We start from the raw sequence: 24,335 nt of genomic DNA, 5'->3' as shown, positions 1-24,335 counted from the left end.
CCCGGGGCTTTCTCTCGCACAGGCCGAAACGGCCGGCGGGCCGGGCTGACGCGACGTCAGCCGGGCCGGGCGCGGCGGGGCTAGTCCGAGATCAGGCCCTCCCGCAGCTGCGCCAGCGTGCGGGTGAGCAGCCGGGAGACATGCATCTGGGAGATGCCGACCTCCTCGCCGATCTGCGACTGCGTCATGTTCGCGAAGAAGCGCAGCATGATGATCCGCCGCTCACGGGGCGGCAGTTTGGCCAGCAGCGGCTTGAGGGACTCGCGATACTCCACGCCCTCCAGCGCCGAGTCCTCGTAGCCGAGGCGGTCCGCGAGCGAGCCCTCGCCGCCGTCGTCCTCGGGTGCGGGCGAGTCCAGCGACGACGCCGTGTACGCGTTGCCGACGGCGAGGCCGTCGACCACGTCCTCCTCCGACACCCCGAGCACGGAGGCGAGTTCGGTGACCGTCGGCGAGCGGTCCAGCTTCTGCGACAGCTCGTCGCTGGCCTTGGTGAGAGCCAGGCGCAGCTCCTGGAGCCGGCGCGGCACCCGCACGGACCACGACGTGTCCCTGAAGAACCGCTTGATCTCACCGACCACCGTCGGCATGGCGAACGTCGGGAATTCCACCCCGCGTTCGCAGTCGAACCGGTCGATCGCCTTGATCAGACCGATCGTGCCGACCTGGACGATGTCCTCCATCGGCTCGTTGCGGCTGCGGAAGCGGGCGGCCGCGTAGCGCACGAGGGGGAGGTTCAGCTCGATGAGCGTGTCCCGGACGTAGGCGCGCTCCGGGCTGTGCTCGTCGAGGGCGGCGAGCCGCAGGAAGAGGGAGCGGGACAGGGTGCGGGTGTCGATGGGCTCCGAGGACGGAAGGTCCGGGGCCTCGGGAGCCGGAAGGATCTCGGCACCCGGGAGGTCCTGAGGGGCCTGAAGGTCCTGGAGCACGTCGGGCGCGGGGTCGCTCTGCATGAGCGTGAGCACCTTCGAGCTGCCCTGGTCTGCGGACATGCCACCCCCTTTGGGTCGCGGGACGGTCGCGGCGGACGCTCCCGTCGAGAGGAACGCAGCCTCCGACTGAATACCGGCCACGAGGCTGCGGCAAACGCGCTCCGGGAAGAATGTCACATGTCGGCAACACGCTGTAGTGACATGTCGACATCTACGAGGTGAAGGTGCCCTGGTTGGAAGGGTTCTGACTGCCTTTCAGTGCAGAACTGTCGGGAAGAACCCTTGGGAATGATTCGCTCGCGTGAGTTATGCATCGATCCTGTTTGCGGATCTCAGTCGCGCGAAGCTCCTGGCGAGGAGCCTTGACACATGCATCTGGGAGACCCCCAGTTCGGCGCTGATCTGCGACTGGGTCAGATTGCTGTAGTAGCGCAGCAGCAGGATCCGCTGCTCGCGCTCCGGCAGCTGGACGAGCAGATGCCGTACGAGATCGCGGTGCTCGACTCCGTCGAGGGCCGGATCCTCGTAGCCGAGCCGGTCCAGGAGCCCCGGCAGTCCGTCGCCCTCCTGGGCGGCCTCCAGCGAGGTGGCGTGGTACGAGCGCCCGGCCTCGATACAGGCCACCACCTCGTCCTCGCTGATGCGCAGCCGTTCGGCGATCTCGGCGGTGGTCGGGGAGCGCCCGTGCGTCGTCGTCAGGTCCTCGGTGGCGCTGTTCACCTGTACCCACAGTTCGTGCAGCCGGCGCGGGACGTGGACCGTGCGGACGTTGTCGCGGAAGTAGCGCTTGATCTCGCCGACGACGGTCGGCATCGCGAAGGTCGGGAACTGCACGCCCCGGTCGGGGTCGAAGCGGTCGATGGCGTTGATCAGACCGATGGTGCCGACCTGGACGACGTCCTCCATGGGCTCGTTGCGGGAGCGGAAACGGGCGGCGGCGTAGCGCACCAGCGGGAGGTTCGCCTCGATGAGGGCCCCGCGCACGCGGTGGTGCTCCGGCGTGCCCGGCTCGAGATCCTTCAGCTGGGCGAAGAGCACCTGGGTGAGGGCCCGGGTGTCGGCGCCGCGGCGCTTCGGGGGGTTGGTCGCCGAGGCTGGGTCCGGGGGCGCGGAGGAGGTGCTGTCGGGGGGCTGGGGGTCGCGGGAGGGCGAGGGGGTGGTGTCGGGCGGCCGGGGGTCGGAAGGGGCGGTGGAGGCGGAGGAGGCGGGCGCGGGGGTGCTGTCGGGTTCCCGGGGTTCCGGGGAGGCGGAGGTGGCGGATTCCTGGCGTCGTGCGGGAGCCGTGGCGGACGTCCGGTGCCGGCCGGGACTCGGGCGCGGGGCCTCCTCGTCCTGGGGTGGCGCAGTACTGGCCGACACGGTCAACGCCACCTCTTCATCCACTAACGCCTCTGTCAACTCACCGTCAAAAGCGGTCATAGCATCACAAGAAATGGACACTCTGTGCAAGCACCGCATAACGCCGTGTTGAGGGAGAGTTGGGGCACTAGACACAGGAGAGCCCGCCACCGTTCCGGTGGAGGGCTCCGCGGGGGGTGTCGCACGGAATCCGTGCCCGCTGTCGCTCAGATTTCGTAGTCCGCGATCACCCAAGTGGCGAACTCGCGCCACATCGCGACGCCCGCCTGGTGCGCCGGGTGCTCGAGATAGCGCCGCAGCGCGTCCGTGTCGTCGACCGCCGAGTTGATCGCGAAGTCGTAGGCGATGGGCCGGTCGGTGATGTTCCAGGCGCACTCCCAGAAGCGCAGTTCGTCGATCTGGTCGCCTAGGGCCTCGAAGGCACGCACCCCCTCCACCACGCGCGGGTCGTCGCGCCGGACGCCCTCGTTGAGCTTGAAGAGGACCAGGTGGCGGATCACGGGCGCTCCCAGGGGTGTGACGGTGGCCGCCCGGCCCGGTGGAACGTCACTGGGCTCCGTCGGCGATCCACGTCATGAATTGGCCGATGGCCTTGGCGGCAGTGGAGATGCCCTCGAACCCTATCTGGACGTAGTCCGCGGCCTTGGATGGGTCGGTGATGATCACGTAGAGCACGAAGACCACGAGCGCGTACAGCGCGACCTTCTTTCCCTGCACCGCCACCGCGGCCTCCCCCGTCTGCTGCGCCTCGCGGGCCCGTTCGCCGGCGGTGAGTGTATCTCGGCCGGGTGTTCGGGTCCCGCAAAAGATCACGAATGCACCAGGTCCTCACCTGACCCTTTCCCGGACGCACGAAGGGCCCCGTCTGTCGACGGGACCCTTCTCCGGCGGTAGCGGAGGGATTTGAACCCTCGGTGACTTGCGCCACACTCGCTTTCGAGGCGAGCTCCTTCGGCCGCTCGGACACGCTACCGAGGGAGACCCTACCCCAAGGTGGGCCGGGGTCTGAAATCCGTTTCCGGTGATCGCCCGGGCGGGGATTCTCAGCGGGCCCGGAAGAAGTCCGTGAGGAGCTGTGCGCACCGGTCGGCGAGCACGCCGTCGACGACCTCGGGGCGATGGTTGAGGCGCCGGTCGCGCACCAGGTCCCACAGCGACCCGGCAGCGCCGGCCTTGTCGTCGCGCGCGCCGTAGACCAGCCGGTCCACCCGGGACTGCTGCACCGCGCCCGCGCACATCGTGCAGGGCTCAAGCGTGACGACGAGCGTGCAGCCGGACAGCCGCCACTCGCCGAGCGCGTTCGCCGCCCGGCGGAGCGCGAGGATCTCCGCATGGGCCGTCGGATCGCCCGTCGCCTCGCGTTCGTTGTGACCGGTGGCCAGCACCGAGCCGTCCGCGGACAGCACAACGGCGCCGACGGGCACGTCACCGCCCTCGGCGGCCTTGCCGGCCTCGTCCAGGGCGAGCCGCATGGCGGCCCGCCACCGGTCGCGCACCGGATCGGGGGCCGGCGTCCCGTCCTCGATCACCCGGAGCTCCTAGCGGACGGTCTCCAGGACCTCCGAGGCGCCCAGGGCCTCGGCGATCGAGCTGAGCGCGTCCTCGGCGTCCAGGGCGCGCAGCTCCTTCTCGCCGACGCCGAGGTCGTCGAGGATCTCGCTGTCGCCCACGGGTCCGTGCGGCACGGCGGTGTCCGAACCGGCCGCGTCGTCGTCCTCGGCCTCCCCGTCCTCCGTGCCGTCGAGGTCGAGGGAGTCCAGGTCGGCGACGTCGTCGCCGGGCTCCCTTCCGAGCAGTTCGTCGGTGAGCAGGATCTCGCCGTACGAGCTGCGGGCGGCGGCCGAGGCGTCCGAAACGTAGATACGAGGGTCCTCCTCGCCATCCACGCGGACGACGCCGAACCACGCGTCCTCCTGCTCGATGAGTACGAGCACCGTGTCCTCGTCGACCGAGGCGTCGTGGGCCAGGTCGGTCAGATCCGACAGGGTCTCCACATCGTCGAGCTCTGTGTCGCTCGCTTCCCACCCGTCTTCGGTGCGCGCGAGCAGTGCGGCGAAGTACACCGTGACTCTCCCACTGGTCATAGGCGTGCCGGTTGGGGGTCCCCCCGGCGGAGGTCGTGGGCGGGGAGCGTGTTCTCCGAGCCCCGCCCACTCGGAATCGTGGCAGAAACAAGGCGTTCAGGGGACGTCTTCGGCTCCCTGTGTCTGGCCGTTTCGATCGAGGATGCTCCGATCGAACACCCCGGTCGAAGCGGTCCACTCACCAGCGCACTCATTGCCGCCACCAGCGGATCGTACGCGGCCCGGGGCGTTGTGGCCGCACGGCCACCCCCAAGGCGGCCGCGTCGCTACCAGCGGAAGGTGCGCATGCGCATGACGTGACGCAGGCGCGCGGCCTTGGCTCGACGGGGCTGGACGCGGTCGCGGAGCTCCCGGGCCTCCGCGAGTTCGCGCAGGAACACGGCCCGGCGCCGCCTGCGCTCGGCGTCCGTGTCCTGCGTTTCGGGTTCCTCGTGGGAGTCCCCCTCGGGCATAGGCACACCACCCCCGTTCCGTCCCTCCCACTTTCCCCCTGATGGGGGGATCGATGCCAGGTGCGGGCGGTCCTCTGACGAGCCGCCGGCCGGGTGGCGGCCGGCGGGGCGGTACGGCCGGGCGGCCGCCCCGGAAAGCCCGGTTACTGTTAGGGACATGCGTCTCCACGTCGTCGACCACCCGCTGGTCGCCCACAAGCTCACCACGTTGCGCGACCGCCGCACCGACTCCGCGACCTTCCGTCGGCTCGCCGACGAACTCGTCACCCTGCTCGCCTACGAGGCCACGCGGGACGTGCGCACCGAGCAGATCGACGTCGAGACCCCGGTCGCCGCCACCACCGGCGTCAAGCTCTCCCGCCCCCGCCCGCTGGTCGTCCCGATCCTGCGGGCCGGCCTCGGCATGCTCGACGGCATGGTCCGGCTGCTGCCGACCGCCGAGGTGGGCTTCCTTGGCATGATCCGCAACGAGGAGACGCTCCAGGCCTCCACGTACGCGACGCGCATGCCGGAGGACCTCTCGGGGCGCCAGGTGTACGTCCTGGACCCGATGCTCGCGACCGGCGGCACGCTCGTCGCGGCGATCCAGGAGCTGATCAGGCGCGGAGCGCGCGATGTGACGGCCGTGGTGCTGCTCGCCGCCCCGGAGGGCGTCGAGGTGATGGAGCGCGAACTGGCGGGCACACCGGTCACGGTGGTCACGGCCGCCGTCGACGACCACCTCAACGAGCACGGCTACATCGTGCCGGGCCTCGGAGACGCGGGCGACCGGCTGTACGGGGCAGCGGAGTAGACGGCGCACGCCGGGCCGGGCGGGGGTCGCCGATGGCGGCCGCGCCCGGTTGCTTCCGTTCGCGTGGTGACCGGTACGTCCCGTTGCGCTGTGCGTTGCGTTGCGGTGCGCGTCCCGTTGCGCTGTGCGTTGCGTTGCGGTGCGCGTCCGGTTGCACCGCGCGTCCCGTTGCGGTGTATGTCCCGCCGCGGTGCTCGGTCCCCGGCCGCCGCGGCCGGTCGCTCAGCAGCCCTTCTTGGCGTTCTTGCCCGGGGACGGTGACGAGGCCGGGGCGGTCAGTGCCGCCAGGGCCTTGTCCGCGTCCGGCTTGGCCGTCAGAGACTTGAAGCCGTCACCCAGGATGAGGTCGACGGCCGTACCCGTGCGGGCGTCGGTACGGCGCTCGGCGTCCGCGAGCTGTGTGCCGAGGACCGGGATCGCGGTGTCCAGGGCGGTCTTTGAGCCGAGCAGTACCCCGGTTCCCTTGACCTTCTTGTCGTAGTCCTGGCTCGCGTTGCCCACCGTGCCGATGCGGAAGCCACGCTTCTTCAGCTCGTCCGCGGTCTCCTTGGCCAGGCCGGTGTGCGCCGTGGCGTTGAGGACGTTGACGGTGATCCGGCCGGGCTCGGTCAGAGCGCCGGCGGCCGTCGTGGGCGACGCGCTCGGCCCGATGGCGCAGCCCGCCTTCGAGCCGACCGCCAACGTCCTGTCGCCGCCGGTGAAGACGTCGATGAGCTGCAGTGTCCCCCAGCCGATCAGCCCGACGGCGGCGACCGACGCGACGATGGCGAACACGAGCCTGCCGCGGCGTCGTGGCCGGCGCATCCTCGGATACTTGTCCCCCGTGATCCGGTACTGGCCACCCATGCCTGGGGGAGTCAGCATGCTCATGGGCGCAGCGTAGTGCCCCTGGGCGGCAATGCCTACTAGATGATCATTGGGCGTCTCTCGGTCCAACCCGAACGGGTCACGGGAGCGGGCACGCCGCGCGAGCCGGAGCCCTCCGCACAAGGTGGGCGGGCGTGCCGGACATCAGTCGAGTTCGAGCACTCTCGCGTGCAGGACCTGGCGTTGTTGCAGCGCCGCGCGCACCGCGCGGTGGAGGCCGTCCTCCAGATACAGGTCGCCCTGCCACTTCACGACGTGCGCGAAGAGGTCGCCGTAGAAGGTCGAGTCCTCGGCGAGGAGAGTCTCCAGATCGAGCTGCTGCTTGGTCGTCACGAGCTGATCGAGGCGGACCGGGCGCGGCGCGACGTCCGCCCACTGCCGGGTGCTTTCCCGGCCGTGGTCGGGGTACGGCCGGCCGTTTCCGATGCGCTTGAAGATCACACGGAAAGCCTACCGGGCCAGACGTTCCGGGCGCAGCCATGGCGACGGAGTGCGACGAAGGAAAAGAGGCAGTAAACGGGTGCAATACGGAACCCTGGCTCGCGAGGAGCGACAGCCGGCCGGTGTCCGGGACACCGCGCGCGGGCCCCCGTGGGGTGCTCCCGCGCCTCTTCGGAGGCATGGAACAGCCTCCGGTCACGCCTTCGCGGGTCCGGGCCCGGAGCACCGCGCGCGGTGGTGCCGGAGAGGGGCGGCCGCCCGGTGGGGGCGGCCGCCGTGCGCTACTCGGGGTCACCCTCCCGAGCGCGGGCCGGCGGGGGTTCCTCCCCGTCGTCGGGTTCGGGTTCGGATTTCGGTCGCAGTTTCGTGCTGCGGATGGCCTCGGCCCGCAGCAGGGCGATCAGGGCCGCGTACGGATCTCTGGGCATGACGTCGTCCTCGCGTTGCTGACGTTGCCGGCCTTGTCGGCGGCAGGTGATGGTCCGGAGGCCGGACCTGTCAGCAGCGCAGGACGACGGTGCGCAGGGCGGACAGGGCGGGGAACAAGGGTGCGCGTGCGGACGCCGGTACCGGGCCCGGCGGTTGGGACGGCCCGCCGGTCCCCCGTGGCACCGGCCGCAGCGGCGCCGGGGCACGGGGGCCCTGAGCGCTGGCCGGCCGCAACGCCGTGATGAGTTCCTCGTGCTCCGCGTCGCAGACCTGAACCGCGGACACCTCGTCGGATTCGGCCGTCACGGCCTCGGCGTGCGCACCGACCGCGAGCAGCGCGAGGAGCACCAGGAGCACCCGCAGCCAGATACACCGACGAGCGGTGCGAGGGGGGTGCGGGGTGGTGCTCACAGGGGTCATCTGCCCGTCGACACGGCGCCGTTCATCGCATCGGCCGCGAGAATCGCCCGCTTGAGTGATTTGCGCGGTGCGCGGTTGACGTGGGTCACACGGTGCGCGGGATCCGCTCGGCGCGGCCGCGGATCCGGAACGCCGTGATCAGCTCGACGACACCGACCACGACCAGCCACCAGCCGGCGACCAGCACCAGAACGGCGATCGACTTGAACGGCGAGACGATCAGCACGATCCCGGCGACGAAGGTGACGATGCCGAGGAAGATCTGCCAGCCGCGGGCGGGCACCCCGGGGTCGTGTGCGGCTGCCACAGCCTGGGCGATCCCACGGAACAGCCAGCCGATCCCGATCCACAGCGCGAGCAGCAGGATCGACTCCAGTGGGCCCCGGAAGCAGAACAGTCCCAGCACGATCGACAGGGCGCCGCTGAGGAACCCGAGGACCCGCAGCGAGGTGGCCCGGTGCGTGCCGAAGGCGGACGCCACCTGGAGAATGCCGCTGGCGATGAGGTAGATCCCGAAGAGGACCCCGGCGGCGAGCAGCGACGGGCCCGGCCAGACCAGCACCAGGATCCCGAGGATCACGGACGCGACACCGGTGGCCAGGACGACCTGCCAGGCGGTGCGGGAGAGCAGGTGCAGAAGGCCCTCGACGGGTGGCTCGAGGCCGTCGGAGGGCCTCGGCGCGTGCGGGTCGCGCGAGGCGTGGACGTGACGGTCGTCGTACTCGGATCCCCACGGGGAACCGCTCGGTGCGTCGGTCATGGTCCATGCTTGGACCGGTCACGCAGGACCCGCCACCGGGGCGGTCCGATCGACTGACCGGCGCACACGGACCGGTGACTGCCTGTGTGGCGACCGCGTGCGCTGCGGGCGACGGCTACGTCCGAAGACTGCGCCCGGCCACTGCGTGCGCTGCGTCCGGCGACTGCGTGCGTGCCGGCCCGGCCACTGCGTGCGCTGCGTCCGGCGACTGCGTGCGTGCCGGCCCGGCCGCTGCGTGCGCTGCGTCCGGCGACTGCGTGCGTGCCGGCCCGGCCGCTGCGTGCGCTGCGTCCGGCGACTGCGTGCGTGTCGGCCCGGCCGCTGCGTGCGCTGCGTCCGGCGACTGCGTGCGTGCCGGCCCGGCGACCGCGTGCGCTGCGGGCGACGACCGCGTGCGCTGCGTCCGAAGACTGCGTGCGTGCCGGCCCGGCGACCGCGTGTGTGCCGGCCGGCGGTTACGGGCCCGCGGTCCTGGCCGCCTTGGCCGCCTTCGCCGCCGCCTTCATCTCCTGCTTGTGCGCACGGACCTTAGCCAGCGAGTCGGGGCCGGTGATGTCGGCGACGGAACGGTGGGAGTCCGCCTCGCCGTACACCCCCGCGGCCTCGCGCCAGCCCGGGGGCAGCACGCCCAGCTGCTTGCCGAGCAGGGCGAGGAAGATCTGCGCCTTCTGTTTGCCGAACCCGGGCAGTTCCTGGAGCCGCCTCAGCAGCTCCGGCCCGCTGCCGACGTCCTTCCAGAGGGCCTCGGCGTCGCCGTCGTAGTGCTCGACGAGATAGCGGCACAGCTGCTGGATGCGCCCCGCCATCGAGCCCGGGTAGCGGTGCACCGCGGGCTTCTCCGACAGCAGCGCGGCGAAGGCCTCCGGGTCGTATGCCGCGATCTCGTGCGCGTCGAGGTCGTCCGCGCCGAGCCGTTGCGCGATGGTCCACGGCCCCTTGAACGCCCACTCCATCGGGATCTGCTGGTCCAGCAGCATCCCGGTCAGCGCGGCGAGCGGACTGCGCCCGAGGAGCGCGTCGGCTTCGGGGTCCTGGGCGAGGTGAAGCGTGACATCCATGTCCCGATGATCGCCCCGCCGTACGGCGTCCGCACCCTTCGCGTACGATCCCCCTGACACTTAGGCAAGGCTTACCTAAATTAGTCGAGGGGCGCAGGGTGACCATCGAGACCTACCGCGACGCCTGGGGCATCCCGCACCTGCGCGCCGGCGATGCCCACGCGCTCGCCCGAGCCCAGGGCCGGGTCACCGCGCTGGACCGCGCCTGGCAGCTGGAGGTCGAGCGGCACCGCGCGCGGGGCACCTCGGCGTCCTTCCTCGGCCCTACCGCCCTGGCCTGGGACCTCCTCGCGCGACGGGCCCGCCTCGACGACACGGCCAGACGCTGCTTCGCCGCCCTGGAGAGGCGGGACCCGGAGAGCGCCGACTGGGTGCGCACCTACACCGACGGCGTGAACGAGGGGCTGGACGAAGGCGCCCGCCGCGCACCCGAGTTCGCTAGCACGGGACTCGTCCCCGGCCCCTGGGAGCCCTGGCATCCCCTCGGCGTCTGGCTCGCCACCCACCTCCTGTTCGCCGGGTTCCCCGCCAAGCTGTGGCGGGAGGAGGCCGTACGGCACCTCGGCGAGGAGGCCGTCGCCCTCTTCGCCACCGACGGCCCCGGCACCTCCGGCAGCAACGGCTGGCTGGCCGGCGGCGAGCGGACCACGACCGGGCAGGCCGTCATCGCGGGCGACCCCCACCGCCTCATCGAGGCCCCGGGCGTCTACCAGCAGATCCGTCTGGCCTGCCCGGAGTTCGACGTCTTCGGCCTCGCCGTCCCCGGCGTTCCCGGCATCGCCCACTTCGGTCACACGGGCCCGGTCGCCTGGGCGATCACCAATGCGATGGCCGACTACCAGGACCTCTACCGCGAGCGGCTGCGCCGCACGGCGGACGGAGGCGTGGAGGCCCTGGACCCGGACGGACGGTGGCGCGCCGCGGCCCGCCACATGGAGCGGGTCCAGGTGGCCGGGGCGGACCCGGTCGAGGTGGAGGTGATCGAGACGCCGAGGGGCCCGGTGATCAGCGGCGGCCCGCAGGACACCGGCGAGGACACCTACACCGACACCCGCACCGGTCGGGACACGGACACGCACACCGCCACTCACACCCCCACAGACCAGGACCCCCCGCTCGCCATCGCCCTCCGCCACCCGGCCCGGGTCACCGGGGAGCTGGGCTTCGGTGCCCTGCTCCCCCTGCTGCGGGCGCGCAGCGTCGCCGATGTGGACCGGGCGCTGGACCGTTGGGCCGAACCCGTCAATGTCGTCCTGGCGGCGGACGTCCACGGCGGTGTGCTGCATCGCGTCGCCGGCGCCGTACCCCTGCGGGCCGAGGCCAACCGCATACGGCTGGTCCCCGCCTGGGAGCCCGGCCACGAGTGGCGGGGATGGCACCCGATGCCGCGCGGAGCCGTCGACGACGGCATCGCCGTGATGGCGAACCAGCGCGGTCCGGCCTCCCCGCTCGGCGTCGAGTTCGCCCCCGCGCACCGGGCGGACCGAATCCGCGCACTGCTGACACGGGAGGCCGTCTGGTCCGCCGGGGACATGGCGGCCATCCACATGGACACCCATCTCGCCACCGCCGCGCCCTTGCTGGACCTTCTCGCCGCTCTCGACGGCCTCACCCCCGCGGCGAGCGCGCTGCGCGGCCGTCTGCTGCGCTGGGACCGGCACATGGATGCCGGCAGCACGGCCGCGGCGGCGTACGCGGCGGTGCGCGCCGCGGTCGTACGACGGCTGGCGGCCCACCCCGCCTTCGCCGAACTGGCCGCCCTGACCGCCCACCCGGAGGTTTTCCACCCTTGGCTGGCGCTCCTGCACCGGATCGCCCACGCCCTCGAACGCCTGCTCAGGGCCGAGCGGCTGTTCGGCGTCGACCGTGCCGCGCTGGTGCGGGAGGCCGTCGAGGAGGTCGCCGCGAACCCGCCGCGAGGCGCCTGGGGGGACACCCACCGGCTGGCCCCCTGGCGGGCGCTGGCGGGGACGCCGTACGACACACCGGAGGACGACGAACCGCCGTACGAGGAACCGGGCCTGTCCGGCGACCACGACTGTGTCCTGTGCACCTCCGCCGTCCCCGGGCTGACCGATCTGAGTGCGCGCGGCCCGTCGGCCCGTTACGTCTGGGACCTGGCCCGCCGCGACGACAGCCTCTGGGTGGTCCCCTTCGGCGCCTCGGGCGTCTCGGGCTCGCCCCACCACCGCGATCAACTCCCTTTGTGGCTCGAGGGGGACCTCGTCCCGGTCGTCACCGACTGGGACCTGCTGAAGAAGGAGGGCACCGATGGCCGCTGAGCCCCGCGTCCCCGCCCGGGAGGCCGTCCACGAACAACTCGTCGACGGATTCGGCACCGTGCGGATCCTGCGCCTGGACCCCTGGGCCGACCTGGACCCGGTGCACGCCTGGGTGAGCGAGGAACGCGCCTCGTTCTGGGGCATGAACGGGCTGTCGAAGCGGCGGGTGGGCGAGATCTACGCCCATCTGGACACGCTCGACACCCACCACGCCTTCCTCCTCGTCAAGGACGGAGAACCGGCCGCGCTCCTTCAGACCTACGAGCCGACGGCCGACCGGGTCGCCGAGTGCTACACCGTCGAGCCCGGCGACATCGGCGTCCATCTGCTGCTCGCGCCCGCCGGACCCGGCGGGCCCCGGCACGGCTGGACATCGGGGCTGCTGACCGCCGTCACCGCGTACGTCCTCACCGGCCTCGGACGGCGGCGGATCGTCGTCGACCCCGACGAGCGCAACGCGAAGGCCGTCGCCCGCTTCCTGCGCCAGGGCTTCGTTTCCGGCCCCACCGTCGTACTGCCCGAGGTGGACCTCCCGGACGTGTACCTGCCCGAGAAACGCGCCCGGCTGGCGTTCCTCGACCGCCAGGCGGCCTTCGGCGACGAGGCCGCCTACAGGGCCTAGTCTGCGTGCCGTGACCCCTGACGACCTCATCGCGCACTACGGCCTGGAACCGATCCCGCGTGAGGGCGGGCGGTTCCGGCGGACCTGGGCGGGTCCGGAGCGGCCCGACGGGCGGCCGGAAGGCACCGCGATCGTCGCGCTGCTGACCGCCGCACCGGACGACTACTCGGCGCTGCACCGCCTCCCGTCCGACGAGACCTGGCACTTCTACCTCGGCGACCCGCTGGAACTGCTGCTCCTCGCCCCGGACGGCGGCGCCCGCACGGCCGTCCTCGGTCCGGACGTCCTCGGCGGCCAGCACGTCCAGCTCACCGTGTCCGCCGGCACCTGGATGGGCGGGCGGGTCGCCGAGGGCGGGGCGTGGACGCTCTTCGGGTGCACGATGGCCCCGGGTTTCACGGAGGAGGGCTACGAGCACGGCGACGCGGCCGTGCTGAGCGCCCGTCACCCCGCCGCGGCGGACCGGATCGCGGGGCTGTGCCGGCCGTGAGCGGGCTGCTGGCGGGGCAGGTGGCCCTGGTGACCGGGGCGGGCGGCGGCATCGGAGGCGGTATCGCGCTGCGGTTCGCGGAGGAGGGCGCGGCGGTCGCGGTCCACTGCCGCACCTCGGTGGAGGCGGCGCGGGAGGTGGCCGCGCGGATCCGTGACGCGGGCGGCCGGGCCGTCGTCCTGCGGGCCGATCTCACCGACGAGGACGCGGCCCGGCGCCTGGTGCGGGAGGCGGCCGAGTGGGGCGGGGGCCGGCTCACCGCGCTGGTCAACAACGCGGGTGTGCAGCCGACACGGGAACTGGCCGGGATGACGGCCGCCGAGTGGCGGGCCGTGCTCGACGCGAACCTCTCGAGCGTGTTCATGTGCACCCAGGCGGCGGCGGAGGTCATGCGGGAGACCGGTGGCGGCAGCGTGACCCACATCGCCTCGATCGAGGCGACGCACCCGGCGCCCCTGCACGCCCACTACTGCGCATCCAAGGCCGCCGTCGTCATGCACGCCCGGTCGGCGGCCCTGGAGTACGGCCCGCACGGCATCCGCGTCAACACCGTCTCGCCCGGGCTGATCGATGGCGACGGCCTGGCCGAGACCTGGCCGGAGGGCGTGCGGCGGTGGCAACGGGCCGTGCCGACGGGCCGCCTGGGGCGCCCGGAGGACGTCGGTGACGCCTGCGTGTTCCTGGCCTGCCCGCTCGCGTCCTGGATCACCGGCCACGATCTGGTGGTGGACGGCGGGGTGTCGGCCCGGCCCACGTGGTGACACGGCCGCCCGTCATGATGGCGTGACCCGCGTACGCGTGCGTCGTGTCGCCCCGGTACTGAGCACGGGGCGGGTCGTGTGCGTACGTAACGGGACCCGGGAACGGCGGATACGGGAGACATGACGTGGGCGCAGGACGCGTGAGCGGGAGGACCGCGGGGGTGGTCGGACGCCCGAGGGGGCTTCGGCACCTGGCCTTCCTGCTGGTCGCCGTTCCCTTGATGCTTCTCGCGGGAACGGGTTCCGCGTCCGCGCACGCCGCGCTGAAGGGCACCGATCCGGCGGACGGCAGCGTGCTGAAGACGGCGCCGAAGGCGGTCACCCTCACCTTCACCGAGTCGGTCGGGCTGCTGGACAACTCCATCCGCGTTCTCGACCCGGGCAACCGCCGGGTGCACACGGGCAGGCAGGAACACGCGGACGGCCGGGCCGACACCGCGCGGGTCACGCTCCCGCACCTCGCCGACGGCACCTACATCGTGGCCTGGCGGGTGGTGTCGGCCGACAGTCACCCGGTGTCCGGCGCCCTCACGTTCTCCGTCGGCAAGCCCTCCGTGACGACCGCGGTCGTGCCGGGCGACACGGCCCAGGACGCCGCCTCGACCATGCTCTACGACCTCGCCCGGTACATCGCCTACGGCGGGCTGGCCCTGCTGCTCGGCATCACCGCGTTCGCGATGGCGACCGGCGTGAGCGGGGCCCGCGGCCTGCTGGTGGGCGGCTGGTGGACGCTGCTGGCCGCCACGTGCGCGCTGCTGCTGCTCAGGGGCCCGTACGAGCAGGGCAGCGGCCCGGCGGCGGCCTTCGACCCCTCGGTCCTGCGGGAGACGGTGACGAGCCGCCCGGGCCTCGCGCTGCTCGCGCGGCTGGTGCTGCTGGGGCTGGCGGCGGTGGCCGCAGGGCGGACGGGGACGGCGCCGCGCGGCCGGCTCCGGTTCGCGATCGTGAGCGTGCTGTCCATCGCACTGGCCGTCACCTGGGCGGTGTCCGAGCACGCCGCCGCCGGGATCCAGGTGCCCGTGGCGATGACGTCGGCGGTGCTGCATCTGCTGGCGATGGCGGTGTGGCTGGGCGGTCTCGCGGCCCTGCTCACGGCGCTGTACCGGGCGCCCGAGGAGCTTCCGGCCCGCGCGGTGGCCCGTTTCTCGCGGCTGGCCTTCACCGCGGTGGCCGTGCTGGTCGCCACCGGCGTCTACCAGTCCTGGCGAGGCCTCGGCTCCCTCGACGCGCTGACCTCCACGGCGTACGGCAGGCTGCTGACCGCGAAGCTGGTCGCGGTGCTGCTCCTGTTGACTGCGGCGGCGTACTCGCGCCGCTGGACGGCGCGGCTCGCGGTGGCCGCGGCCGCGGTGCCGGAGCGGGTGCGGGAGACGGTCGCGGCCGGGACGGGACGGGCACAGGCCGTGGCGCGTCACGAGGACGCCGTGGACGCGGTGGACGCGGTGGAGGTGGTGGACGCCGTGGACGCGGATCGGGAGCGGCGGCCGGACCCCGGGCCGCACCGGCGTGCCCTGCGCCGCTCGGTGCTGGCGGAGATCACGGTCGGGATCGTGGTGCTGGTGCTCACCACGCTGCTGACCGGTACGCAGCCGGGCCGGGCGGCCGCGGAGACGGCGGCGTCCACGGCCGCGGCCGAACAGCCCCTCGGCTCCACCATGGTGCTCCCCTTCGACGTGGGCACGCCCGGCGGGCACGGCAAGGTGCAGATCGAGCTGACGCCGGGCCGGGTGGGCGAGAACGCCGTCCAGGCGGTCATCTACGGGCCGGACGGCGGCATCGCCACCGTTCCCGAACTGCGCCTGAGCTTCACGTTCAAGGAGCGCAACCTCGGCCCCCTGGACGCGCGCCTCACCGACCGGGGCGGCTACTGGGCAGCGGACGCGCTCAATCTGCCGCTGCGGGGCACCTGGACCATGAAGGCGACCATCCGCACGACCGACATCGACCAGGTGACCGTGTCGAAGCCGGTGACGATCGGCTGACGCAGGCGGCGAAAATACGGAACATGATGTTCCGTCACGTCTCGCGATGAGTGGAACTGTTTGGTTCCTGGGTTGCGGCCGTGCGTCTGACCATGGCTGACGCTCCGTCTGGACCGGTGCCCCGCACGCCGGTTCCTTGCCTTCTCCAGCCCGAATGCCAGCGGAAGCGATCAAGCCTGTATCGATTACGTTTCCAATACGGCCGTTGACAGCTCTTGACGCATGACCGGACCTACGAGTGGGATGACGCCCACAATGTTCGGTCGAGTTGGTTTCTGATTGATTCTGACCCGCTCGCTGGGCCAGCCTGACCGACCCTGCCCCCAGGAGCCGTCATGCACCACACTCCGTCCGGTCCCTCCCTTCCGAGTCCGAGCCGCCGCTCCCTGCTGCGCGGCACCGGTGGTGCCGCCGTCCTCGCCGGCGCGGGCATACCCCTGCTCGGCGCCTGCGGAGGCAGCGCGGGAGCCGGGGACCCCAAGACCGTGACACTCGGTTCCAACGCCTCGGACGCCGTGCCGAAGAAAGCGTTCGCCGAGATCTACGCGGCCTGCAAGAAGAAGTCCGGGATCACGGTCGATGTGAACACCAAGGACCACAACACGTTCCAGGAGCAGATCAACTCCTACCTCCAGGGAACGCCCGACGACGTGTTCAACTGGTTCGCCGGCTACCGCATGCAGTTCTTCGCCGCGAAGAAGCTCGCCACCCCGATCGACGACGTGTGGCAGACCATCGGGGGCGACTTCCCCGACGCGATGAAGGCCCTCAGCAAGGGCGAGGACGGCAAGTACTACTTCGTGCCGCTGTACACGTACCCCTGGGCGATCTTCTACCGGAAGAGCGTCTTCCGGCAGCACGGCTACGAAATCCCCACCACGTGGGACAAGTTCGTCGCCTTGTGCAAGCAGATGAAGAAGGACGGACTGACCCCGCTCGCCTTCGGCGACAAGGACGCATGGCCCGCGCTCGGCACCTTCGACCAGATCAACTTCCGTACCAACGGCTACGACTTCCATGTCCAGCTGATGGCGGGCAAGGCGTCCTGGACCGACACCAAGGTCCGCAAGGCCTTCGACCACTGGGCCGAGATCCTCCCCTACCACCAGGACGGTGCCATCGGCCGCACCTGGCAGGACGCCGCTCAGACCCTGGTGTCGAAGAAGGCGGGCATGTACCTGCTCGGCTCCTTCGTGGCACAGCAGTTCACCGACAAGGCCGACCTGGACGACCTCGACTTCTTCGCCTTCCCCGAGATCGACGCGTCCTTCGGGCAGGACACCGTCGAGGCGCCCACCGACGGCTTCATGGTGAGCAGGGCCCCGAAGAACCACGCGGGCGTCGTCAAGCTCCTGGAGTTCCTGGGCACTCCGGAGGCCGAGCAGATCTATCTCACGTCCGACCCGAGCGTGGTCGCCGCCTCCAGCAAGGCCGACACCTCCTCGTACACCGCCCTCCAGAAGAAGGCGTACGACATGATCTCCGGCGCCAAGCACCTCACCCAGTACATGGACCGCGACAGCCGGCCCGACTTCACCTCCACGGTGATGCAGCCCGCGATGCAGACGTTCATCCGCAACCCCAAGGGCGTCGACAGCCTGCTCTCGTCCATCGAGCGCCAGAAGAAGTCGATCTTCGTGTCCGCATGAGCGCCGAGACCAGCCCCCGGAACCCGGAGACGGCCGCCGTGCCGCCTCCGGGCGGCGCGCCCGTGAACGGCAAGCGCACCCGGCAGGGGCACCGCCGCCTGCTCACTCGCCGTGACCGGCTCACCCTGGGACTGATGGCGGGTATCCCGACGGTCCTGCACATCGCGCTCGTATGGCTCACCGCCCTCGCCTCCATCGCCCTCGCCTTCACCACCTGGGACGGCATCGGCTTCGACTCGATCACCTGGGTCGGGCTGGACAACTTCGAGGAACTGTTCACCAGCAACCCGCAGTTCTGGCCCGCCGTCCAGCACAACGTCGTCTGGTTCGTCGTCCTGATCCTGATCCCCACCCCGCTCGGCCTCTTCCTGGCCGTGCAGCTGGACAAGCGGATCCGGTTCAGCAGGGTCTACCAGACGGCCTTCTTCCTGCCCGTCGTGGTGTCCTTCGCGGTCATCGGATTCGTCTGGCAACTCGTCTACAACCCCGACACGGGTCTGATCAACAGCCTGATCGGGGCCAACAAGCCCGGCCACTACATCGACTGGATCGGCGACCCGGACCTCAACCTGTGGGCCGTCCTCATCGCCGCCTCCTGGCGGCACACGGGCTACATGATGATCCTGTACCTGGCCGGCCTGAAGGGCGTGGACCCCTCCCTGCGCGAGGCGTCGGCCCTGGACGGCGCCAACGAGTGGCAGACGTTCAGGAACGTCATCTTCCCGACGCTGCGCCCCACCAACACCATCGTCCTGGTGGTCACGATCATCGAGTCGTTGCGCGCCTTCGACCTGGTGTTCGTCTTCAACGGCGGGGCGCACGGCACCGAACTGCTGTCGATCCTGGTGACGAACAACATCATCGGCGAGTCCAGCCGCATCGGGTACGGGTCGGCGATCGCGGTGGTCCTGCTGATGATCTCGCTCGGCGTGATCATCCCCTACCTGGTGAGCACCTTCCGGAAGGAGCGCCGATCGTGAGCACCGTGACCGTGGCCAAGCGGCGGCCGCCCATCCGTCCCGCCCGGGTGCTGCTGCACGTGTTCCTCGCCGCAACGGCGCTCGCCTGGCTGGCGCCGCTGCTGTGGGCGGTGTACGCGGCCCTGCGGCCGTACCCGGAGACCAGCACCAAGGGCTATGTTTCCTGGCCGGACAAGCTGAGCCTCGAGAACTTCACCGGTGCCTTCCAGCAGTCGGGCATGACGCACTACTTCATGAACACACTGCTGATCGCGGTGCCGGCGGTACTGCTGACCCTGTTCCTGTCGTCCTGCGTGGCCTTCTACGTCAGCCGTTTCGACTTCCGCCTCAACCTGGCCCTGCTGCTGGTCTTCACGGCGGGCAACCTGCTGCCGCAGCAGGTTGTCATCACCCCGCTGTACCGGCTCTACCTGCTCGTCGACCTCCCCGGCATCACGGTCAGCGGCAAGCTGTACGACTCCGCGCTCGGTCTGGTCCTCATCCATGTGGCGTTCCAGTCCGGCTTCTGCGCCTTCGTGCTCAGCAACTACATGCGGATGCTGCCCCACGAGCTCACCGAGGCGGCACTGGTGGACGGCGCGTCGGTGTGGCGGACGTACTGGCAGATCGTGCTGCCGCTGTGCCGCCCCGCCATGGCGGCCCTCGCCACCCTGCTGTCCATCTGGATCTACAACGACTTCTTCTGGGCCATCGTCCTGATCTCCACCGGAGAGAACATGCCGGTCACCTCCGCCCTGAAGAATCTGTCCGGGCAGTACTTCACCGACCCCAACCTGGTCGCCGCGGGTGCCCTGCTCACCGCGGTCCCGACGCTGATCGTGTACTTCGCCCTCCAGCGCCAGTTCGTGAGCGGCCTGACCCTGGGCGCCAACAAGGGCTGACCCGGCCCCGGCACCCCGTGCCGGGGCAGGCCCTCTTGATGGCCGTTTCCGCGGCTCCTACCCTGCTGCCCTTGCGGCATCCGTCGGCGAGGGGGCGCGGCTGTTGGCGAAGGAACCGTCCGCGGAGGAGATACTCCGGGCCGTCGAGCGACACGTCGCCCGGCACGGGATCACCGCACGTCTGAGCTCGCCCGGCACCGCGGACCTCAGCCGGCAGCCGCTGCTCGACTGCCGCATCGTCCGCTGCATCGAGAAGCGGGAGGAAGGCCGAAGGAGGGTCCCGGGCCGGCCGGCCGACGTCGCCGGGCGCGAGACGTACACGGATCTGGCCACGCACCCCGTGGACCCGCCCCCCGACCCCTCGACGGCGCGGAAGGTGGAACTCGTCCTCGACGGATCGCTGGGGGAGGTCCCGTGCGACGGCTGTGACGGCGGCCGGAAGGACTGCGAGCGGTGCGCGGGGCGCGGCCGGCTGGACTGCGAACCCTTTGTGGAGTGCGAGGGCTGCGAGGGCGGCATCGACGCCTGCTGGGAGTGCGAGGGTACGGGCCGGCCCCGGCCGCGCGGACGCCGGACGGGCCCCCGCCCCGCGGACGCCCGGCAGCGGGTTCGCTGCGTACGCTGCCGCCGGCCGGACGCGGCCTGCCCCGCGTGTCTCGGCCGGGGCCGCACCAAGTGCGCCGACTGCAAGGGGACGGGTTCCGTCCAGTGCCCGGGCTGCAAGGGCGCGAGACGGCTGAGGCATGCGCAGTGCGCGGGCACGGGCGTGTTCACCACCTGGACCGGCGCGGTCATCAGCCACACCCCCGAGGTGCACACGGTGGAACAGTCCGCCCCGCTCCACCTCCGCCAGCCGACGGACGGCGCGGGCCAGTGGCGCAGAACGGTTCTGACGACGGCGACGGAGAAACTCCCGGAGGACCTGGATCCCCGGCACCGCGAGCTGATCCTCCCGCAACTGGCCCTTGAGAACGGCGAGGTGGGGCGCCGGGTGACCGTCCGCCGGCTTCCTCTGGCCCGGGTGACGGCCCATGCGGACCCCGACCGCGTCTACTTCGCCTTCCCGTCCCACACCGGCATCAAGGTCGTCGAACGGCCCTCCAGACAGCGGGTCGTCCGCTTCACGGCCGTCGCCTCCACGACGCTCGTGGTCGCCGTGCTCGTTCTGGTCCTGGTGGTGGTCGTACTGAGGTGAGTCACAGGGCGATGTCGTCGAACTGTTCCAGCAGAGCGTCGGCCGGCCGCTGCGCGTCGGCGGAGGCGTCTCCGTGCAGGGACAGTTCCGCCCAGATGACCTTGCCACGGGTGGTGTACCGCGTTCCCCAGCGCTGCGCGAACTGCGCCACCAGGAACATCCCGCGCCCGCCCTCGTCGGTGGTCGCCGCCCTCCGCAGCCGCGGCGAGGTGCTGCTGCCGTCCGCCACCTCGCACACCAGACAGCGCCCGTACAGCAGCCGCACCTTCACCGGCGGCGAACCGTACCGGATCGCGTTGGTGACCAACTCGCTGACCAGCAGCTCCGTGGTGAACGCCGTCTCCTCCAGTCCCCACTCCCGCAACTTCTCCCGGCAACGCGCCCGCACCGAGGGCACCACCGCCGGGTCCGAGGGCACCTCCCACTCGGCCACGCACGAGGACGGGAACAGCCGGGTGCGCGCCACCAGCAGGGCGATGTCGTCGCAGGGGTGGGCCGGCTTCAGCGCGTCGAGCACCACCCGGCACGCCTCCTCCGGAGTGCGCCCACCGGCCCCGGTCAAGGCCCGGCGCAGCGCGCCCAGCCCGGCGTCGATGTCACGGTGGCGGTCCCTCACCAGACCGTCGGTGTACAGCACCAGTTCCGACCCCTCGGGCAGGGGCATCTGCACGGTCTCGAAGGGGTAGCCGCCCAGCCCGAGCGGGGCCGAGGCCGGTACGTCGGGACAGCTGATGGTCCCGTCCGGGAACACCACCAGCGGGTCGGGGTGCCCGGCACGGGCCATCGTGCACGCCCCCGTCACCGGGTCGTAGATCGCGTAGAGGCAGGTCGCCCCCGTCACCCCCTCCCCCTCGTGGCCGTCCCCGGCACCGTCCGTGCGCTCCTCGTTGTCCATGCGCACGACCAGGTCGTCCAGGTTCCCGAGCACCTCGTCCACGGGGAGGTCCAGCGTGGAGAAGTTGTGCACCGCGGTGCGCAGCCGCCCCATCGTCGCCGCCGCGTGCAGCCCATGACCGACGACGTCCCCCATCACCAGCGCCACGCGCCCGCCCGACAACGGAATGACGTCGAACCAGTCGCCGCCCACCCCGGCCTCCGCCGGCAGATACCGCCAGGCCACCTCGAGCGCGTCCTGATCCGGCTGCCCGCGCGGCAGCAGGCTGCGCTGGAGCGTCACCGCCATCGCGTGCTCCCGGGTGAACCTGCGGGCGTTGTCGATGGCCACCGCCGCCCGAGCGGCCAGCTCCTCCGCGAACGACAGGTCCTCCTGCTCGTACGCCGGGGAGTTCTCCGTCCGGTAGAAGTTCGCCACCCCCAGCGGCACACCCCGGGCCTGGAGCGGCACGGTCAGCAGCGAACGCAGCCCGTGCTCCAGGGCCTTGCGGGCACGCTCGGGGTCCTGCGACCGCCAGCCGCGCGCCCGCCCCAGGTCCGGCTCCACCACCCCCCGCCCCTCCCGCAACGTCTTCATCTGCGGAGTCTCCGGCGAAAGCGTGATCAGTTCGCCGACCGGATACACCGGCATCGCCCCGGCCTGGCCGCTGATCGCCGCGCGCCGCAGCTGCCGCCATCCCTCGGCCGTCGGCTCCCACCCCTGCAGCACCGAGTCCAGCAGGTCCACCGTGACGAGGTCGGCGAACCGGGGCACCGCCACCTCGGTCAGTTCCTCGGCGGTGCGCACCACATCCAGGGTCGTGCCGATCCGCACGCCGGCCTCGTACAGCAGCTTCAGCCGCTCCCGCGCCACCTCCGCCCGCCCGGTGATCGCCGCCAGCTCCGTGGTGTCCCGCAACGTCACCACGCTGCCGCCGCGTCCCCTGTCCGGAAACGTGGGCCGCTTGTTCACCGCCAGCAGACGGTCCCCCACCAGATGCACTTCGTCGGTGACCGACTCCGACGAGGCGAGCACACAGGCCAGGGATTCCGGCAGTCCCAGATCCCACACGGAGCGGTTGCGTGCGTGCTTCGGCAGGTCGAGCAGCCGCTGTGCCTCGTCGTTGGCGAGCAGCAGCCGCCCGTCGGCGTCGGTGATCAGCACACCCTCCCGCACGGAGTGCAGGACCGCGTCGTGGTGCTCGTACAGCCGTGCGAGCTCCGCCGGGCCCAGGCCGTGGGTCAGCTGCCGCAGCCGCCGGGCCGCCAGCGCGTTCCCGACCGTCACCACCACCAGCGCGCCCGCGCCGGTACCCAGGATCACCGGCAGCTGCGGCGTCCACAGCCGGGACACGTTCTTGACCGTGATCCCGGCCGAGACGAGGCCCACGACCTTGCCCTGCGCGTCGGTCACCGGGACCACCGCCTGCACGGCGGTTCCCTTGCCCGCGGGCAGGGGCGGCCCGCCGGCCTGCTCCACGACGGTGTGACCGTGCAGCGCGGGTTCGATGTTGCCGACGAACTTCTTGCCGATCTCGCCCGGGTAGGGATACGTGTAGCGAATCCCCTTGGTGCTCAGGGCCACCACGAAGTCCACGCCCGTCTTCTTCCGCGCCTCCTCGGTCTTCGGCTGGAGCACCGCGCTCGGGTCACGGCTGCGGAACGCATCGGCCAGGCCGGGGCTACTCGCGAACGACTGCGCCGCGACGACCGACTCCCGCTTCCCCTGTTGCAAAGCGTCCCGGGCCGCCTGCATCACCACGGCCGCCACCGCGGCCAGGACCAGCAGCAGCACGATCACGAACTGGGCAAGGAACACCTGCCCGGCCGCACTGCGCAAGTTCAGCAGGGGGATGCGTCGACCAGCGCGCGGCCGGTGGGCAGCAGACACGAAGGGCTCCGATGTCGCCGGAACTACACCTCCATGGTCCCCTCATAACAGTGCCGGGCAAAGCGGGATCAAAACTCCGGAGACAGGCTGACCGGAACCGTACGAGCGCGGTGCTCGGAGTCCGGTGCGCCTATTGACCCGAATCGGCCAGCTGCGGTCGTGCCGGATCGGGGAACGGCTGCAGACGGCGGCGCAGGAGGCGCGGGGATCCGGATGTATCTCTCCGCGGGCGGTCACAATCCGCCGTCGACCGGATTCTGGGTCGACACGATGACCGCCGAACGCGACCGGGCCGGCCGCGCGATCGTCAAGGCCCAGGTCCACGACCCCGGCTGCCGTGCCCTGGACTTGAGCGGAACCCTCGATCTGACAAAGGTGAGAGGGAGCATCCACGCCGGGCCCTACCCGGTCCAGCTCGGCACCACCCTCGCGCCCGGCCAGTCCGAGCCGGTGACGGTGCTGGTGACCGACCAGGTGGCGAACGGCCCCTGGAAGGCCACGCTCCACCTCAAGAGCGGTCTGTACGAGGAGACGTACAGCGCCCGCATCACTTTCCCGCGCCACCGAGGTCACGGGCGGCCCGCCCGGGCACACATCGGCGTCGGCCGCAGGTCGATGGCCTTCTACGGCGGGGCGACCGGGCTGCTGCTGGGTGGGGTCATCCTGCCGGTCACCGTGATGCTGCGGCGCCGGAAGGCGGCATCCGCGGGACTCTTATCCCGATGACGCCCGTCCCGATGACGCTCGTCACACCGCCGAGACGGAGAAACGCCGAAGGGCCGGACCACTTTCGTGGTCCGGCCCTTCGGACTGGCGGAGGATACGAGATTCGAACTCGTGAGGGGTTGCCCCCAACACGCTTTCCAAGCGTGCGCCCTAGGCCTCTAGGCGAATCCTCCGCCGGAAACATTACATGACGCCGGGGAGTGCTAGCGAACTCGTTCGCGACCCGGGCGATCGGGTAGGCTGGGGCTCAGCCCCTCACGCGGCGCTATCTGACTGAACTCCCCCAGGGCCGGAAGGCAGCAAGGGTAGGTTGGCTCTGGCGGGTGCGTGAGGGGTCTTCTGCGTCTTCGGGCCGGAAGCGCCTTCCCGTCGGGGGCGGGCGGCCTCGCGGGGGAGCGGCTCGAGGCG

The 24,335-nt window shown here is 71.4% G+C and carries 25 protein-coding genes, 2 tRNA genes and 1 other RNA gene; 12 read left to right on the top strand and 16 right to left on the bottom strand.

All coding sequences use genetic code 11. The features are described 5' to 3' along the window. Positions 1 to 80: 80 nt before the first annotated feature. The 8 genes from ABZ876_RS04520 to ABZ876_RS04485 form a co-directional block, all read right to left on the bottom strand. A complete protein-coding gene (locus ABZ876_RS04520) occupies positions 81 to 992 on the bottom strand; it encodes an RNA polymerase sigma factor SigF (RefSeq protein ID WP_361774154.1) in 912 nt (303 codons plus the stop codon). Positions 993 to 1,238: 246 nt separating this feature from the next. After that, positions 1,239 to 2,291: a SigB/SigF/SigG family RNA polymerase sigma factor gene (locus ABZ876_RS04515; protein WP_361774151.1), complete on the bottom strand. Its 1,053-nt coding sequence runs from the start codon at positions 2,289 to 2,291 to the stop codon at positions 1,239 to 1,241. Between the two features lie 206 nt (positions 2,292 to 2,497). Beyond that, positions 2,498 to 2,791: a Dabb family protein gene (locus tag ABZ876_RS04510; RefSeq protein WP_361774148.1), complete on the bottom strand. Its 294-nt coding sequence runs from the start codon at positions 2,789 to 2,791 to the stop codon at positions 2,498 to 2,500. Positions 2,792 to 2,837: 46 nt separating this feature from the next. Further along, a complete protein-coding gene (locus ABZ876_RS04505; RefSeq protein ID WP_361774145.1) occupies positions 2,838 to 3,014 on the bottom strand; it encodes a hypothetical protein in 177 nt (58 codons plus the stop codon). Positions 3,015 to 3,179: 165 nt separating this feature from the next. Next, positions 3,180 to 3,264, bottom strand: a tRNA-Ser gene (locus ABZ876_RS04500). A 70-nt stretch (positions 3,265 to 3,334) separates the two neighbouring features. Continuing rightward, complete coding sequence (gene tadA, locus ABZ876_RS04495) at positions 3,335 to 3,763, bottom strand: tRNA adenosine(34) deaminase TadA (protein WP_361775537.1); 429 nt, start codon at positions 3,761 to 3,763, stop codon at positions 3,335 to 3,337. Between the two features lie 66 nt (positions 3,764 to 3,829). After that, positions 3,830 to 4,354, bottom strand: a complete 525-nt coding sequence (locus tag ABZ876_RS04490; protein ID WP_361775534.1) for a hypothetical protein — start codon at positions 4,352 to 4,354, stop codon at positions 3,830 to 3,832. A 287-nt stretch (positions 4,355 to 4,641) separates the two neighbouring features. Then, on the bottom strand, positions 4,642 to 4,827 hold the full coding sequence (locus ABZ876_RS04485) for a hypothetical protein (protein WP_361774143.1): 186 nt from the start codon (positions 4,825 to 4,827) through the stop codon (positions 4,642 to 4,644). Positions 4,828 to 4,984: 157 nt separating this feature from the next. Here ABZ876_RS04485 and upp point away from each other — a divergent pair, with 157 nt between their 5' ends. Continuing rightward, the gene (gene upp, locus ABZ876_RS04480) at positions 4,985 to 5,620 is read left to right on the top strand and encodes a uracil phosphoribosyltransferase (protein WP_234519035.1); all 636 of its coding nucleotides are present in this window, start codon (positions 4,985 to 4,987) and stop codon (positions 5,618 to 5,620) included. Positions 5,621 to 5,842: 222 nt separating this feature from the next. On the opposite strand, the gene ABZ876_RS04475 is transcribed toward upp, so the two are convergent. The 6 genes from ABZ876_RS04475 to ABZ876_RS04450 all read right to left on the bottom strand — a co-directional run bounded on the left by ABZ876_RS04475 (position 5,843) and on the right by ABZ876_RS04450 (position 9,595). Next, a complete protein-coding gene (locus tag ABZ876_RS04475; protein ID WP_361774139.1) occupies positions 5,843 to 6,490 on the bottom strand; it encodes a LytR C-terminal domain-containing protein in 648 nt (215 codons plus the stop codon). 141 nt (positions 6,491 to 6,631) lie between these two features. After that, complete coding sequence (locus ABZ876_RS04470; RefSeq protein ID WP_004943146.1) at positions 6,632 to 6,928, bottom strand: type II toxin-antitoxin system VapB family antitoxin; 297 nt, start codon at positions 6,926 to 6,928, stop codon at positions 6,632 to 6,634. Between the two features lie 281 nt (positions 6,929 to 7,209). After that, positions 7,210 to 7,356, bottom strand: coding sequence for a hypothetical protein (locus ABZ876_RS04465; RefSeq protein ID WP_361774136.1), 147 nt, complete (start codon positions 7,354 to 7,356; stop codon positions 7,210 to 7,212). A gap of 70 nt (positions 7,357 to 7,426) precedes the next feature. Beyond that, complete coding sequence (locus ABZ876_RS04460; protein ID WP_361774133.1) at positions 7,427 to 7,714, bottom strand: hypothetical protein; 288 nt, start codon at positions 7,712 to 7,714, stop codon at positions 7,427 to 7,429. 148 nt (positions 7,715 to 7,862) lie between these two features. Further along, entirely contained in the window at positions 7,863 to 8,537 is a 675-nt protein-coding gene (locus ABZ876_RS04455; protein ID WP_361774130.1) for an HdeD family acid-resistance protein, read from the bottom strand. A 455-nt stretch (positions 8,538 to 8,992) separates the two neighbouring features. Continuing rightward, complete coding sequence (locus tag ABZ876_RS04450) at positions 8,993 to 9,595, bottom strand: HhH-GPD-type base excision DNA repair protein (RefSeq protein ID WP_361774127.1); 603 nt, start codon at positions 9,593 to 9,595, stop codon at positions 8,993 to 8,995. Between the two features lie 98 nt (positions 9,596 to 9,693). Between ABZ876_RS04450 and ABZ876_RS04445 the strand changes: the two genes are divergently transcribed. The 9 genes from ABZ876_RS04445 to ABZ876_RS04405 all read left to right on the top strand — a co-directional run bounded on the left by ABZ876_RS04445 (position 9,694) and on the right by ABZ876_RS04405 (position 20,437). After that, on the top strand, positions 9,694 to 11,877 hold the full coding sequence (locus ABZ876_RS04445) for a penicillin acylase family protein (RefSeq protein ID WP_361774125.1): 2,184 nt from the start codon (positions 9,694 to 9,696) through the stop codon (positions 11,875 to 11,877). Continuing rightward, positions 11,867 to 12,499: a GNAT family N-acetyltransferase gene (locus tag ABZ876_RS04440; protein ID WP_361774122.1), complete on the top strand. Its 633-nt coding sequence runs from the start codon at positions 11,867 to 11,869 to the stop codon at positions 12,497 to 12,499. Before ABZ876_RS04445 ends, ABZ876_RS04440 begins: the two co-directional genes overlap by 11 nt. A 10-nt stretch (positions 12,500 to 12,509) precedes the next feature. Beyond that, complete coding sequence (locus ABZ876_RS04435) at positions 12,510 to 12,989, top strand: cupin domain-containing protein (protein ID WP_361774119.1); 480 nt, start codon at positions 12,510 to 12,512, stop codon at positions 12,987 to 12,989. Continuing rightward, positions 12,977 to 13,750, top strand: a complete 774-nt coding sequence (locus tag ABZ876_RS04430) for an SDR family NAD(P)-dependent oxidoreductase (protein ID WP_361774116.1) — start codon at positions 12,977 to 12,979, stop codon at positions 13,748 to 13,750. Before ABZ876_RS04435 ends, ABZ876_RS04430 begins: the two co-directional genes overlap by 13 nt. A 221-nt stretch (positions 13,751 to 13,971) precedes the next feature. Beyond that, entirely contained in the window at positions 13,972 to 15,732 is a 1,761-nt protein-coding gene (locus tag ABZ876_RS04425) for a copper resistance protein CopC (RefSeq protein WP_361775531.1), read from the top strand. Positions 15,733 to 16,067: 335 nt separating this feature from the next. Beyond that, positions 16,068 to 17,381 (top strand): ABC transporter substrate-binding protein, encoded by a 1,314-nt coding sequence (locus ABZ876_RS04420; protein WP_361774113.1) that lies wholly within the window; start codon positions 16,068 to 16,070, stop codon positions 17,379 to 17,381. Then, the gene (locus tag ABZ876_RS04415; RefSeq protein WP_361774110.1) at positions 17,378 to 18,361 is read left to right on the top strand and encodes a sugar ABC transporter permease; all 984 of its coding nucleotides are present in this window, start codon (positions 17,378 to 17,380) and stop codon (positions 18,359 to 18,361) included. Before ABZ876_RS04420 ends, ABZ876_RS04415 begins: the two co-directional genes overlap by 4 nt. Then, positions 18,358 to 19,242 carry a carbohydrate ABC transporter permease gene (locus ABZ876_RS04410; RefSeq protein WP_361774107.1) on the top strand — a complete coding sequence of 295 codons (885 nt, stop codon included), beginning with the start codon at positions 18,358 to 18,360 and terminating at the stop codon, positions 19,240 to 19,242. Before ABZ876_RS04415 ends, ABZ876_RS04410 begins: the two co-directional genes overlap by 4 nt. Before the next feature lie 103 nt (positions 19,243 to 19,345). Then, positions 19,346 to 20,437, top strand: coding sequence for a hypothetical protein (locus tag ABZ876_RS04405; RefSeq protein ID WP_361774104.1), 1,092 nt, complete (start codon positions 19,346 to 19,348; stop codon positions 20,435 to 20,437). A 1-nt stretch (position 20,438) separates the two neighbouring features. Here the strand turns inward: ABZ876_RS04405 and ABZ876_RS04400 are convergent, their stop codons facing one another. Further along, positions 20,439 to 23,159, bottom strand: coding sequence for a SpoIIE family protein phosphatase (locus ABZ876_RS04400; RefSeq protein ID WP_361775528.1), 2,721 nt, complete (start codon positions 23,157 to 23,159; stop codon positions 20,439 to 20,441). 255 nt (positions 23,160 to 23,414) lie between these two features. Between ABZ876_RS04400 and ABZ876_RS04395 the strand changes: the two genes are divergently transcribed. Further along, the gene (locus tag ABZ876_RS04395; protein ID WP_361774101.1) at positions 23,415 to 23,927 is read left to right on the top strand and encodes a hypothetical protein; all 513 of its coding nucleotides are present in this window, start codon (positions 23,415 to 23,417) and stop codon (positions 23,925 to 23,927) included. Positions 23,928 to 24,012: 85 nt separating this feature from the next. Here ABZ876_RS04395 and ABZ876_RS04390 read toward each other — a convergent pair. Next, positions 24,013 to 24,100 (bottom strand) — tRNA-Ser (locus ABZ876_RS04390). A gap of 73 nt (positions 24,101 to 24,173) precedes the next feature. Here ABZ876_RS04390 and ffs point away from each other — a divergent pair. Further along, an RNA gene (gene ffs / locus ABZ876_RS04385) (signal recognition particle sRNA small type) lies at positions 24,174 to 24,270 on the top strand. Positions 24,271 to 24,335: the final 65 nt, after the last annotated feature.

The organism is Streptomyces sp. NPDC046931, from assembly GCF_040644655.1.
Classification (GTDB): Bacteria; Actinomycetota; Actinomycetes; order Streptomycetales; family Streptomycetaceae; genus Streptomyces.
This window is presented reverse-complemented; position numbering and strand designations above follow the sequence as displayed.

Excerpts from the sequence above, each read along its gene's own strand:
- ABZ876_RS04520 (WP_361774154.1), bottom strand. The coding sequence starts at position 992 with ATGTCCGCAGACCAGGGCAGCTCGAAGGTGCTCACGCTCATGCAGAGC.
- tadA (WP_361775537.1), bottom strand. The coding sequence starts at position 3,763 with ATGCGGCTCGCCCTGGACGAGGCCGGCAAGGCCGCCGAGGGCGGTGAC.
- ABZ876_RS04485 (WP_361774143.1), bottom strand. The coding sequence starts at position 4,827 with ATGCCCGAGGGGGACTCCCACGAGGAACCCGAAACGCAGGACACGGAC.
- upp (WP_234519035.1), top strand. The coding sequence starts at position 4,985 with ATGCGTCTCCACGTCGTCGACCACCCGCTGGTCGCCCACAAGCTCACC.
- ABZ876_RS04475 (WP_361774139.1), bottom strand. The coding sequence starts at position 6,490 with ATGAGCATGCTGACTCCCCCAGGCATGGGTGGCCAGTACCGGATCACG.
- ABZ876_RS04465 (WP_361774136.1), bottom strand. The coding sequence starts at position 7,356 with ATGCCCAGAGATCCGTACGCGGCCCTGATCGCCCTGCTGCGGGCCGAG.
- ABZ876_RS04455 (WP_361774130.1), bottom strand. The coding sequence starts at position 8,537 with ATGACCGACGCACCGAGCGGTTCCCCGTGGGGATCCGAGTACGACGAC.
- ABZ876_RS04450 (WP_361774127.1), bottom strand. The coding sequence starts at position 9,595 with ATGGATGTCACGCTTCACCTCGCCCAGGACCCCGAAGCCGACGCGCTC.
- ABZ876_RS04440 (WP_361774122.1), top strand. The coding sequence starts at position 11,867 with ATGGCCGCTGAGCCCCGCGTCCCCGCCCGGGAGGCCGTCCACGAACAA.
- ABZ876_RS04425 (WP_361775531.1), top strand. The coding sequence starts at position 13,972 with ATGCTTCTCGCGGGAACGGGTTCCGCGTCCGCGCACGCCGCGCTGAAG.
- ABZ876_RS04420 (WP_361774113.1), top strand. The coding sequence starts at position 16,068 with ATGCACCACACTCCGTCCGGTCCCTCCCTTCCGAGTCCGAGCCGCCGC.
- ABZ876_RS04415 (WP_361774110.1), top strand. The coding sequence starts at position 17,378 with ATGAGCGCCGAGACCAGCCCCCGGAACCCGGAGACGGCCGCCGTGCCG.
- ABZ876_RS04395 (WP_361774101.1), top strand. The coding sequence starts at position 23,415 with ATGTATCTCTCCGCGGGCGGTCACAATCCGCCGTCGACCGGATTCTGG.